5 protein-coding genes and 1 pseudogene are annotated in these 13,833 nt (G+C 47.5%); 2 read left to right on the top strand and 4 right to left on the bottom strand.

The genetic code is table 11. The annotated features are described in order from the left end of the window. Window positions 1-81 precede the first annotated feature (81 nt). The 4 genes and pseudogenes from OIU26_RS05340 to OIU26_RS05355 form a co-directional block, all read right to left on the bottom strand. Window positions 82-5,580 (bottom strand): S8 family serine peptidase, encoded by a 5,499-nt coding sequence (locus OIU26_RS05340; RefSeq protein ID WP_264216166.1) that lies wholly within the window; start codon window positions 5,578-5,580, stop codon window positions 82-84. A 540-nt stretch (window positions 5,581-6,120) separates the two neighbouring features. Continuing rightward, window positions 6,121-7,739: pseudogene (locus OIU26_RS05345) on the bottom strand (S8 family serine peptidase). Window positions 7,740-8,260: 521 nt separating this feature from the next. Then, entirely contained in the window at window positions 8,261-10,042 is a 1,782-nt protein-coding gene (locus tag OIU26_RS05350) for a SulP family inorganic anion transporter (RefSeq protein WP_264216167.1), read from the bottom strand. 28 nt (window positions 10,043-10,070) lie between these two features. Next, a complete protein-coding gene (locus OIU26_RS05355; RefSeq protein ID WP_007431533.1) occupies window positions 10,071-10,400 on the bottom strand; it encodes an ArsR/SmtB family transcription factor in 330 nt (109 codons plus the stop codon). A 542-nt stretch (window positions 10,401-10,942) separates the two neighbouring features. On the opposite strand from OIU26_RS05355, the gene OIU26_RS05360 reads away from it, so the two are divergent. Both OIU26_RS05360 and OIU26_RS05365 read left to right on the top strand, forming a co-directional pair. Then, window positions 10,943-12,400, top strand: coding sequence for an RtcB family protein (locus OIU26_RS05360; RefSeq protein WP_058830074.1), 1,458 nt, complete (start codon window positions 10,943-10,945; stop codon window positions 12,398-12,400). Continuing rightward, window positions 12,400-13,683 (top strand): ATP-binding protein, encoded by a 1,284-nt coding sequence (locus OIU26_RS05365; RefSeq protein ID WP_264216168.1) that lies wholly within the window; start codon window positions 12,400-12,402, stop codon window positions 13,681-13,683. Before OIU26_RS05360 ends, OIU26_RS05365 begins: the two co-directional genes overlap by 1 nt. The last annotated feature ends 150 nt before the right edge of the window (window positions 13,684-13,833 follow it).

Consider the following 13,833-nt stretch of genomic DNA (forward strand, 5'->3'; position numbering starts at 1 on the left):
GCCCACAGCAGCCTCTATTAACAGTGGCTTGCTGTAGACCTTTATTGTATTCTAAAAAAACTCCCATCCTCTTACTTGCTGTTAACGGATTGTGATGGTATGCACTGCCTTACCCGTTGCGCCGTCATTATCCGTTACTGTTAGCTCCACGGTATACGTTCCGGCTGTGGTGAATTTATGCTTCACCTTGGAACCGACCGCCGTATCGCCATCACCAAAATCCCAACTGTAGCTGACGATCTCACCATCTGTATCGCGGGAAGCTTTGGCATTAAATTGTACATTTTTGTTCTTCTTGGCTGAGTCATTCGCCTGGATAATAGCTACCGGCTTTTCATTCGATGTAGGTGGATTCGGACCTGGGCCCTCTCCTCCACCATGGGTTACATACAACCTCCCCGGCGCCTCCGTCTCCACTTCATTCCCCGCTGCATCCCTTACCCGGATCACGATGACTCCGCCTTCCAGGTTCAGAGAAGATGAAGTGAGATAAGTACCTTCATAGTGGCCTGACGAAGTTTCATTTAATGGAATTTCATTACGGGCCAAAGTGGACAGGTTAAAGGGCAGCTCCACATGGAAGGATGCCTCCAAACCGGATGCACTGTCAAAAGCTACTCGTACCGGCTGTCCTGGAGTAATACGTACATCCTCAGCAGGGCTAATATTTTCAAGCTTCGGCAGCGCTGTATCGACATACACCGAGCGTGTAACAGTCGTTTCGTTTTCGGCTAGATCTTTGGCCGTTACCGTAATTTGATTTTCACCTTCATTGATAAGCAGCCGTTTATTAAAGCTACCGTCACTTCCGAATTGAGCGGGCTCGCCGTTAATCGTCAATTCGGTGAGGAACTCGTCATACACCGTACCGGTTACACTGACCACACCCGCATTTGTACGAGCTCCTTCATCAGGTGAAGTCAGGATCAAACCCGGTTTAGTCTGATCGAGCGTTACAACCACCGGCTCGGAACGATCCGTTACTTTGCCGTATACCGCCGCTTGAACACTTAGCGGATTAGCACCTGGCTGAAGATCGACCGACAAACTGAATTGACGATCCTTCACCTTCGTTGTGCCAGCCAGCTCCTTACCGTTAAAGAGCTGAATATCAGCTCCTTCTGCCGGAGAAGTTCCTGTTACGGTAATCGTTTCCTCCTGCGTATACGTAGCCTTCGTAGGAGTCGTAATCGTTGGAGCATTCACCGGATATCTGACGATAGCCCGGATCATGTAGTTCCCTTCCTCTTCAGGTGATTGGCTCCATGTGCCGCTTACACCTTGCCAGCTGCGGAGCGCATTTGGGCTGTTTTCATCTGTAGCCAGACCTGGTGACTGTGTCCCTACCGCAGACTGTGTATATACGATGTAGAAATCACCTTGAACCGTCACCGGCTCTGGAAGCTGCACCGTCGTCCATTGTGTCTCATCCCGGACAGCCGTTCCGTCGAATGGACCAGCCAATAGATGTCCAGGTGCTCCTGCTGCACCGGAGGCGTCATAGATAGAATATTGGAATGCCGTTCCTCCCGGATTCGGGAAGGCAGAGTTCCAGAACAAAAGGGATGCTCCTGTCACTTGTGCCACTTCCGACTCAGGTGTCATTCTCACTGCCCATGAATTGCCTGCCGCGTTAAAGGCTCTGGCATTTTCTCCTGTACCGTCATCATAGGCAATGCCTCCTTGGAAACCGATGAAAGGCTTCAACGTGACATTCGCTTCAACACTGCCGTTTGGAGGAGCAGTCACGGAAACACTGTCACTGTAATAATTTTGGGCTGCAATGGACAATGTGTATGTTCCTTCCAGCACGTCCAGCGTAAATTCTCCAGCCTCATTCGTCTCTACAGGAGCAATACGTGCATCTTCCAGCACCAATACTTTCGCTTTTTGGATCGGTTCACCGGATTGCTTATCGGTAATAACCCCATGAATCGTACCATGAGGGACAGCCTGGAGACTAAAGTTTGCTCTGATGACTTTGTTATTTTCAATCGTGACTGCTTTCGTCTGAGGCACGTAACCATAAGCTTCGGCCTTCAGCGTATAGTCACCTGCTACATGAGTGAAGCTGTATTTGCCCGTGGTTGGGTCTGTTTTCACCGAACGTCCGGTTTCCAGTACCGTAACGGTAGCACTGGCTGGAAGACTGTCGAGACCGACACGTCCACGCTCCACGGATGCATCTGCCGGCTTCACTTTTTCCTGGAATTCACTCTTTTCAGTGCTTGTAATTTTATACAGCGGGAATTGTTCTTCCGCTTTTTCCAGCTTGATATTGGACTCAGGTACGATATCCTTGGTCACTGTCGAAGTTGGAACACCCAGCACACGGAAATCGTCAATGTACCAGCCATTTTTGTTCACACTGTTATCCGATTTCAAGCGGAAGCGAACTTGAATCTCGTTGCCGGTATAGCTATCCAGATTGTAGTAAACAGGCGCCCAATTCTTACCACTTGTATTATGTGAGAACTTACCCAGCTCACTCCACGTGTCGCCATTGTTTTTGGACACTTCTACATATCCGTAATCATAGCCGCCCTCAATTTCAAACCAGTGGTTGAAGGTCAGTGTTGCATTGCGTATACCATTCAAATTAATTTTTGGAGAAACCAGCGAAAAATCAGCACCGTTCTCATAGTTGCTATCGAGATCGGTGGCCCACACATTCGGCTTGGACACTGCGTTCCCCGGTCCTACTTCCTTAGGAATGCCGCGTTCCCATTCATCCTTGGTCCCGGAATGAGTCCAACCATTGTCTGAGCTGCCATCAAAATGATCGCTATACAGTGTATCCGGCACATCCACTCTTAGTGAAGCCTCGTTCGACTTGACACCTTCGTTACCGCTATAATCCTCGGCTGCCACTGCATAATGATAGGTCGCACCACCGACGGTGATCGTATCCGTGTAGGTCAGCCCAGAAGTTGTACCGATGGAAGTATAATTTTTGCCGGACTGGGTTGAACGATACACCTTGTACTGCTTCACATCTTCATCAGAGGAAGCACCCCAGGCGAGTGTAACATTGCCCACATTATCTGCTTCAGCAGTCAAATGGCCAGGGGCAGCAGGTGCAACGGCGTCTGGTTCCTGAATGGACAGATCGTCAATATACCAGCCATCTTTCACGATCGTATTGTCACTAGTAAAGTTGAACAGGAGGTATACCTTTTGACCCGCAAATGCTCGCAAATCAAGATATTGTGTTTTCCAGCCATTGCTGGTTCCAGTAAACGATAATACCTGCTCAAACGCATTCTGATTGTTGGTGGTCGCTACATACACTTTGCCGAAATCAGAATTGTTTTCAAGATCGTACCAATGCTTGAAGCTGACCAGTGCCCCCTTGGAACTCTCGGTCAGATCAATAGGAGGAGCCATAAAATAACTGTTGGTGTTGGTCTGGTATTGGCCTTCGAGATTGGTCGCGATGACCTTTGTACCCGAATGTGCACCTTTAGGGCCGCTTGTCGGGGTTCCCCATTTCCAAACACTACCCTGACCCCCGATATTAATACCGGCAATGTCTTTTTCAAAGTCTTGTGTGTAGCCTGGTTTAACACCTTTAGAGACATTCACCTTATATACTTCCGTTTCAAAACCATTATTACCGAAATCATTTACACGAATATAGTATTCCAAACCTTTGCTATCCACCAAAAAGGTCGGAATGGACGCTTGATATGTACCATCTTTGCTGTCTCCAGAGGTCCGCTCCAACGGAATGTATACATAGTTTGACGAACCCGCTGTTTTGGCAAAGGCCTCAACGGCTATTACGCCGACATCGTCCGTTACATGAGCCGTCAAAGGTATATCAAGACCCTCAAATGCAGCTGCAGGCGGTGTATGCTCAAGAACAGGCGCTTCCAGATCGTCGCCACCTGTTACGACTTTACCGGATACAGAGCCCAGACCCTGCATGACAGATCCGACTGCATCGAGTGCATTAATGACACCATGTCCATATCCATTGTTTGGCGAAGTAGGATATGTGCTGTCTGTCCGAGGGGTAGCCGTGTTTTCCAAAATTTCCTCCAGCTGGTCCACGGTAAGAGAATGATTCGCTTGCAGCAGCAGAGCAGCCAGACCCGCAACATGAGGACCGGCCATGGAAGTACCGTTATAGCCACCTTTATAACCGCCACCAGCCACGGTTGAACGAATATTTACACCCGGCGCGGAAACTTCGGGCTTGATCTCACCGTAAGGTGAGGGTCCCAGCAATGAAAAGCTTCCCAGTTTATCATTGATATCGGTTGCCCCCGTGGCAAAGGATTCCGGATAGTTGGCCGGATTGGCTACCGATCCAGGTCCGCCCGGATTGGAGAGAGAGGTGTTCCCTGCGGAGAATTCGGGAAAGATTTGAGCATCCCGCCACGCCTGAACTACAGGCCGGAACCATTCATCAAGACCCGGTCCGCCTCCCCACGAGTTGTTCACCACATCTGGAGCAAGCTCGGGATGAAGATTACCTTGAGCATCTTTTGGCGCAAGCAGCCATTGACCGCCGTCCAGTATAATTGCATCCGTCGTTTCCGGATTAAAAATCCGAACCGCAATCCACTTTGCACCAGGGGCAACGCCCACTCGGTTCGTTCCATTTTCCTCGGAGCCGACCATCGTGCCCATCGTATGCGTACCATGGGAATCGTCTTCCTGATCGACCGGAAGCGCCGCATGACTATGCGGATCATACCAGCTCAGTTCTGGATTTACGACATTGCCTGCCGCATCCAGACCACGCCATTTGCGATGCAGGGCCGGATGCGTGTAGTCTACGCCTGTATCGAGATTGGCGACCACGATTCCGGTTCCGTCAATTCCTTTTTCCCACACTTGTGGTGCGTTAATATGGGATATATTCCATTCCACCGTAGATGGATCCACAGCGTTCTTGCCTGTATTGCCGGGCAATGCCGATGTTTTGCTATCGTCCTTTTCTACAGCCTTCTGTGCTGTGTCAGACTTTGCTGTTGCTGCCGTTGCTGTTCCAGCCGCTTTGTTACCTGTGTCCTCTGGCTGCTTATCAACCGTTACCTTTTGCAGATAACGTGTTTCATTCGGCAAAATTTTATCGACCTCGGGCAGCTTCGAAATATGGTCCAGCACCTCCTTAGTGCTCGTGACAGCCAAAGCATTGACAATAAAATAGCTTTTATATTCTTTTACTCCGCCGCTCTCTGATTCCTTATCCAAATAACTTTCAAGCCCATATTGAGTTCTGGAAGCCGTTTCACGCAAAGAGCTGATTACATGGCTACGTACAGCCATTTTTGCGGCGGAAGGTGTTATTTTCTCAAGTGAAGCCTTTTGGAGAGCATTTTTGGAAACCTTATTGGTATCTACCTGTTCTTTTAATTTGACCAAATAAGTAACATAGTTGTTCTCCTCAAACTGTTTGGTCAGTTTCGGGGACACCTTCGCGGTCGTGACCTTGTGTGAGGCTGATTTTAGCTCCAGCTTGGAGCCATCCGGTGTGTTTTTCGCTAAAGCGGGTTGAACAAATGAAAAGGCCATAAGCAAAGAGAGTCCAATAGATAACGATTTCTTAAAACGTCTAGGTTTAATCAATTACTTTTCCACTCCTTTTACTAGGTTTAATGATTCCGAAATAACCTGTACAGAGTCAGACCTCATGCCTTGCACATCAAACACGCGGCTTGCGCAATACGATGTGTTGGCGACCACCTCCTTCATAGATTATAGAAAGATATAAAAGTATTGGGCTGTTCATAGATGGCAGTACTTCATAGGTGAGTTTATAATCCAATAGAAAAGCGATGAAATTCAGTAGATACCTAGGAGAAAAAGCAGGAGCATTTCGAAGAAAAAAACATGATATACCATTACATGTTATATCATTACATTTTATATTAAAAATTGATATAAAATCATATATTATGGATAGTATAAAGTTACCAAAACAGATATACAAGTCATTTTTTTGCATTTTTCTTGAAATTCTATGACTTTTATATTCATTTATGTACGAAAACCCCTTTTTAGCGGCTACGTCATGAGTGCAACACACGGTTAGCAGGTGCATGCATCCTTGTACGAGCCACCCAAAGGGATTTTCGGGGATCTTTTTTTTAAACCTGTCTGATATTCTTAGTTAAGTACGGAGTTCACCGCAGCAAGCGCATCGATCAGACCATATCCATAACCATTGTTGGGTGAGGTCCGATACTGACTGTCTGTCAGCGGTGTCGCTGTTTTCGAAATAACATCCTCTAATTGATCCACGGTCAAAGATGGTTTAGCCTGAAGCAGCAATGCCGCTAATCCGGCAGTATGCGGGCCTGCCATAGAGGTACCGTTCCATCCACCCTCATAAACCCCGCCCGGTACAGAAGAACGGATGTTCACGCCAGGAGCCGAGATTTCTGGCTTCACTTCGCCATAAGGAGAAGGACCACGCAACGAGAAGCTGGCCAGCTTGTTATTGATATGGGTGGCTCCCGTGGCATAGGCTTCAGGCAGATTTGCCGGATTAGCCACAGACCCAGGTCCGCCCGGGTTCGATAGTGTTGTGTTGCCTGCGGAGAACTCAGGGAAGATTTGAGCCGCTCTCCACGCCTTGGTCACTGGGCGATACCATTCGTCCAAACCAGGTCCACCACCCCAAGAATTATTCACCACATCCGGTGCAAGCTCAGGGTGTTTTTTGCCGTTTTTATCTACAGGCGCAAGAATCCACTGCCCGCCGTCCAGCAAGATGGAGTCTGTGGTATCCGGATTGAATACTCGAACGGCAATCCACTTGGCCCCCGGAGCAACACCGATTTCATTCGTACCGTTGCTGTCTGAGCCAACGCTTGTCCCCATCGTATGTGTACCATGTCCATTCGAATCTGTGGGCAGCGATGCTCCATTAACCGCATCATACCAGCTCAGCTCAGGATTCACGACTTGACCAGAAGCATTCAGCCCCCGCCATTTTCTTTTCAGTGCTGGATGAGTATATTCAACACCTGTATCTAGATTGGCAACGACAATGCCTTTGCCGTCAATACCTTTGGCCCAAACCTGCGGTGCTTTGATTTTGGAAATATTCCACTCGACACGACTTGGCGTTACCGCATCTTTATATACGGATTCTTGCACCGATTTTTGTGCATTCTCTTCCGTCACAGCCGGGTCGACAGCAGTTTGATCTGCAACTGCTTGGTTTGCTGTTGATTGCTCCCCTACCGGCTGGGCATCCTTATCTATTTCTACCTTTTGCAGCTCGCGCTTTTCATCTGGTAAAATTTTGTCGATCTCAGGTAGGGTTGCGAGATTATCCATGACCTCTTTGGTACTGGTTACCGCAAATGCATTCACGATAAAGTAACTCTTGTATTTTTTTACGTTTCCGTTATTGACTTCCTTCTTTAAGTATTCTTCCACAGATGGTTGAGTTTTTTCTGCGGTATCCATCAGAGAGTTGACAACCGTTTTACGTACAGAAAGCTTAGCAGCAGCGGGGGAAATCTGCTCGGCGGAAGCCTTCTGAAATGCGTGTTTAGCAACAGATTCTGTATCTACCTGATCTTTTAATTTAACCAGATAGGTGACATACTCGCTGGTGCTGAATTGCTGGTGGCTGAAACCTTGGCGGAAATCGTCGATGCTCCTGCTGAGGAGGTTGTGCTGGAATCTCCATACACCGGAGAAATCAGAGAAAAAGCAAGAATAGCGGTAAAACCGACCGACAGCGTCTTTTTGATATTTTTCGACTTAATCAATACTTTTCATCTCCCTTTACTTGGTTTTTTTGATTCTCAAAGACAACCTTCCGATAGCAGCGTCAAAAGCTCACAAATAGCCTCTGGTACTCACCTCCTTTAAAAAAATAGATTCTGGGGTGAAATCCATAGGTCATATTCTAAGGTGAATAACCTTTGGTGCAGACCGCAAGGAACGACATTCAATTAAGAACTGTGGACAAGTCTGGAAGAAAGTAAGTGAAAAAAGTGAAAAAAATGAAGAAAAAGGTAGGGTAAGATACTAGAAGTGATCGAGGAGGTTGATAAGCATATATTAAAATACAATTTAAAACAAAAGAATGAAACATATGGTATCTTTTAAATCTAGTATAGTGTCATAAAATCAGATATTCAAGCACTTTTTTGAATTTTATTCCTTTTTTTCTTGAAAAATTGAAAAACCTCTTCCATTTTCAAAACAAATGCGGGTCTTCTTCGTGCATTTTGTTTCGGATCATAGAAGAGGTTTTTCGGCATTCAGTAGCAAAAGTAGAAAAGCGCTATCTGCTGCTATTTACAGGTATGGGAACCGAAACGGCTCCTTCTGGAAAGGAAGATTTGGTTTCCTGGGTTCTACGACACAGGCTCGTACATTCTCGAAAAGCCATATGTCTGCACCCACTGCACCGATCCTGATTTACCATTGCAAGAGCTGCTGTTAAGGCCTCTCCTGTATGTTCAAAAAAATGATTTTGTCCGATCATGTCATAGCATCCGGTTTTATGCAGTAATTCCAGCGGTTGAGGCTGGAGTCCGGACACAAGCACTGTTCCACCAAACTTTCGGTATTTTTGTATTAATGCAGTAAAGTTAGCTTCTCCCGTCATATCCATAAAAGGGACCTTTCCCATACGCAACAACAAAATCCCTTGCTGGAGACCAGTCTGTCCCCCTACACCTGAGTTTTCCAACGCTGAAGCTGCACCGAAAAATAGGGGGCCTTCCACATTATAAATAGCCACCTGCGGGCAATCATGCTGCTCTGTGACCATATGTGCGCCTACCTTTTCATGCTTGACAGAAGGATCAGGAAGCACCTTATCTACTGAAAGTGTATTGCTCATACGTTTGACAAACAATACAACTGCCAGAATCAGGCCGACCTCCACAGCCGTTGTCAGCGTCGTAAAAACCGTCAGCAAAAAGGTGACGACCAGCACAATAGAATCTGCTGTCCGTGTTTTGAGGATGTGCGCAAAATGCTTGCGCTCACTCATATTCCAGGCCACTACCATCAACACCGGTGCCATACTAGCTAACGGGATATTAGATGCATAAGGTGCAAAAAGCATCAGAATGAGGAGTACAACGACCCCATGCACAATACCTGACATAGGAGAAACCGCGTTGTTGCGGATATTGGTGGCCGTACGGGCAATGGCACCTGTCGCAGGAATACCGCCGAATAGTGGTGTCAGCAAATTGGCAATCCCTTGTCCAACCAGTTCGCGATTGCTGTTATGGCGGTCTCCCGTCATCCCGTCAGCTACCACCGCTGAAAGCAGTGATTCAATAGCCCCCAGCATCGCTATAACAAGTGCTGGCGGCAAGAGCTTCACGATTAATTCCCACGTCATTACAGGAATATGCAGCTCAGGCAAAGATGCCGGAATTGCGCCATAAGCAGAGCCAATCGTAGCCACCTGCCCTGGAAAAAACAAAGCTGCCACCAGCGTTGACAAGAGTAGGCCGACCAGTGAGCCAGGTATCTTGGGCCATTTTTTAGGCACCACAATAAGTCCAGCAAGACAGATACAAGCTGTCAGGATGCTGTACACATTGAGTGAAGGAAGCCGATGGATGATCTCTGCCATCGAAGGCAGAAAGGTTTCATGTCGCTCTACCCCGCGCAAGCCGAGAAAGTTAGCAATCTGACCACTGAAGATCGTCACGGCAATCCCGGCCGTGAAGCCAATGGTTACGGGCTTGGGAATAAATTTGATCAACGCCCCCAGCCTTAGAACACCCATTAAAATGAGCATAATGCCTGCCATAAAACCAGCTATCAGTAAATTCTCATAGCCGTACTGCATGACTATAGCCAGCAAAATCGGAATAAACGCACCTGTAGGTCCTCCGATCTGAAATTTGGACCCACCCAGTAGTGAAATCAAAATTCCCGCTATGATGGTTGTGTACAGACCATATTCCGGCTTTACCCCCGATGCAATGGCAAACGCCATACCGAGCGGGATAGCCACAATCGCCACGATGCTTCCAGAAATTAAATCCTTTCGTAAAGCCCCTGCGTTATAGCCTTCAAACCTTCCTCTCCACTTCATCCTGTAACCCTTCTTTTCTGTAGTAGCATTACTTCTCGTTACGTATGCCTTCCAGCAACGAGATCGCTTCGACTAAATGATTGTCAAAAATTCGCCGCGCCACCGCTAGCAGCTCCGTTAAGAGCGGATCACGTAGTGAATACACGACCGTTGTGCCTTCCTTGAAGCTGTTCACCAAATTTTTAGCCCGTAAAACAGCCAATTGCTGCGATACGGCAGAACCTTCGGAACCAAGCGCAGTCTGCAACTCGTTCACATTCCGTTCCCCTTCACTCAGCACCTCCAAAATGCGGATGCGCAGAGGGTGAGCCAATGCTTTGAAAAAGTCAGCCTTAAACTTCTGGAGATCTCCTTCCATTCCTGCGCCGTCCCCCTCACAGAATTGTTTCATAACGATCAACAATATCTGAATATTTGAATATTCAGTACAATAACAGCTTTGGGTCAATTGAACTATGATGTTACTCACACTTCACCATGCGTATAGTCACATTTTTCCACACTTTTATCTTTCAGGGTTGACAGCTTCCACAGGTTTCCATTAACATAACAATTAACTTTAAGAAAAGGGGGCCGACAGACATGACCAAGCTTTACACGATAATGACAATCAGTCAGCATGATACAATCACATATTCGAAATTTCGTCTCATCGGCCCCGTTCGGGCAACATGATGGGGGTATCACGCTGTCTGACGGCGTGATATGCCAGGCTTTTTTTATTTTGCATGCTATTGAAAGAACAGGTTATTTATGTTTTTATGATGTACTGATCATAAAATGTAATGACACTTTCGGTGCAGGAAGCCGTAGACGACAAGTCTGCGGCTTTTTTGTTTTTTTCAAATCTTTTTATACGATGTTATGAATTTACATGAAGAAGGGATCTACCCATTTATTATGAATATACAACCTACGACCAATTCATCTTTTCATGAAGGACCATACAGCCACCTGATGAAGCTTCCGGCAGGGGATCTGACCGTGTACGCTTCGCAGCAACTCTTTTCCTCACTGGATTACAAAGTGTTCGAGATGGCTAATAACAATTTACAAATTCCAGGTATCCGCTATATGGGATACACACCGGATGTACATGTAGGCGTCGGAACCTGCATCGGTACAACTGCGGTATGGGGAATGGAAGACGGTTATGTATCTCCCTCCATCGTCGGTAGTGATATTGGCTGTGGCATGCGTGTACACCTGACCAATCTGCACAAAGATGCTTTAAAGGAAATTAAACTACGTCGCAAGTTGGTTAAGACGATCGACAAATACTTGCCGATGGAAGCCCACCAACGCGGACATTATTCGGATATACGGCTGGAGCATATTGTACGCAAAGGCCTGCATGGCTTGCCTAATAAATATATCCCGGATAGCTACACTCCTAAGAAATCCACCTCACTGAGCCATGTAGAGCACAGTAAGTTCTCCTTTGACGAGGAAGTGCTGAATCTCGTCGAAGATCGTACTTGGCACCGGGCTCATCGGCAGCTCGGCACGCTGGGTGGAGGCAATCATTTCGTCGAAATTCAGGCGATTGAAATTGCAGAAGAAAATAGAGAAGTCGCTGAAGCTTGGGGGATGTTCGACGGTCAGGTGGCTGTGATGATTCATTCCGGATCACGTGCTTGGGGGGGAGCAGTCAGCCAGACCAGTTCATCTGCCATTGCCAAAGCGATGAGCCGTCTCGGTCTCGGCACCTCCGATCCGAGACTGGTATTCGCACCGCTGGATCATCCCGAGGCAGCACATTATGTGGATATGATGTATTCAGCGCTGAATTATGCTGTGGTGAACCGACATCTGATTGCATACTCCGTGCGAGAAGCCTTCCGCGATGTCTTTGGTACAAAGTGCGAGTTGCGTACTCTGTACGATCTGATGCACAATTATGCTTGGGAGGAATCCCATCCGGATCACGGCAGCGTGTTTGTACATCGTAAAGGTGCGACGCGCGCTCTTCCAGCAGGACACCCCGACAATCCGCGACCTTATCAGTCGACAGGGCATCCGGCCCTGATCCCCGGTTCTATGGGGACTGCCTCTTATATTATGGTAGGTTTACCAGGCGGTCAGGATAACTTTCACTCCATCTGTCATGGAGCGGGCCGTATTCGCTCGCGATCTGCAACCAAACGGCTCGTGAGTGTGGACGATTTTGCAGGCGCTCTGGGTGTAGGGACAGACGACGAAATTGTGGTCAACCAGGCATCTCTGGAAAGTATTATCGACGAATCTCCACAAGCCTACAAAAATGTAGATGATATTATTGAAAGTGTTACCGGGGCAGGACTTGCAGCCGTTGTAGCCAAATGTAGACCGCTGGCCGCCCTGAAAGGAGCAAAATAATGTTGAGTATAGACACCCCAGCTATTTATGAATTTGACGAACGTACAGATGGACGCATTACCGGTTATGCTGCTTATGCCCGTCTGATCGACGGTATTAGTGAAGCACTTTATAACCGCTATGGCGTAAAATATGAGTTGTACGCCAGTGATGATCCCAATATTGAGTATTGGGATTTGCTGGAGGAGGATATTCGTTCAGGCAGCCCTGAGCTGGAGCATGTGGCACGGGTGTTCGATCGTTTGGAGGAACGCACCATCCAGTATGACGATGACGGGCCAACTCCTGAATACGGTGTGCATCTGTCGATGCGTAACAATGTATTTGCCTATCCCAAATGGGGGATTGCACTGGCACGAGTTCCCTTTTTCCGTGATAATGGCGTATATAATGAAGATTATGTGTTTGCTACAGGCGACCAGGAACTGCAAAGCTTCCTCGCAGGCGTACGCGGGCGTGAACGCAAGCAAAATATGAAGCGTGTCACCGTCTTCACCGATACAAGCCGGGGACTCTCCCGGCAGGCAGAGCCGATAACCCGCGCAATTACGCGGGATGACGTGATTTTGAAAGCGGAAATCAAGCGGGATATCTTCCGATCACTTGATCAGTTTTTTGAAGCGGATCGTACCTTCTATCAGACTTATAACATTCCTTACAAGCGTGGGATTCTGCTATACGGCCATCCAGGCAACGGTAAAACAACCCTAGTGAAATCTATTGCCAATAGCGTGCCAGGTCCGGCCGCTTACTGGCAAATTACAGAATATACAACCAGTGAATCGGTCAAAGAGGTGTTCGAGGCAGCTACTCGCCTGGCTCCGATGGTGCTGGTCATTGAGGACATTGATTCCATGCCTCAGGAGGTTCGTTCCTTTTTCCTGAATACGCTCGACGGCGCTACATCCAAGGAGGGTATCTTCCTGATCGGAACGACCAATTATCCCGAGAAAATCGATCCGGGTCTGATGAACCGGGCGGGCCGCTTCGATCGGGCTTATGAAATCAGTCTGCCTGACGAAGCGCTGCGACTCGCGTATCTCAAGCTGCGTAACTTCCTTGTTTTTGCAGGTGAGACAGGTACACAGAAGGCGGCAACGATGACAGACGGCTTCTCCCTGGCTCAGCTCGGAGAACTATATGTCAGTACGGCTCTAGAATGGCATGAACAAGGAAAAGCCGATATTGAGCTGATTATTAAAGGTATGCGAGGCGAGCTTGATAAAAGCCGCAAGCAGGACTGGTTAAAAAATGTATCCGAAGGACGAGTCGGCTTCTTCTGATTCATCCTTTTATTGCCTCATTATGAAATTTATGTTACATTGATAAACAATAAAGTACCGAAAGGGTGACCTTAAGCCAATGATCTACTAATCCTATTCCCAAAGAAAAAACGTAATCTTACGAATTTTCTGGATAGGATTAGTGTAGGC

It is taken from the genome of Paenibacillus sp. BT-177, from assembly GCF_025846815.2.
Taxonomy (GTDB): domain Bacteria; phylum Bacillota; class Bacilli; order Paenibacillales; family Paenibacillaceae; genus Paenibacillus; species Paenibacillus polymyxa_C.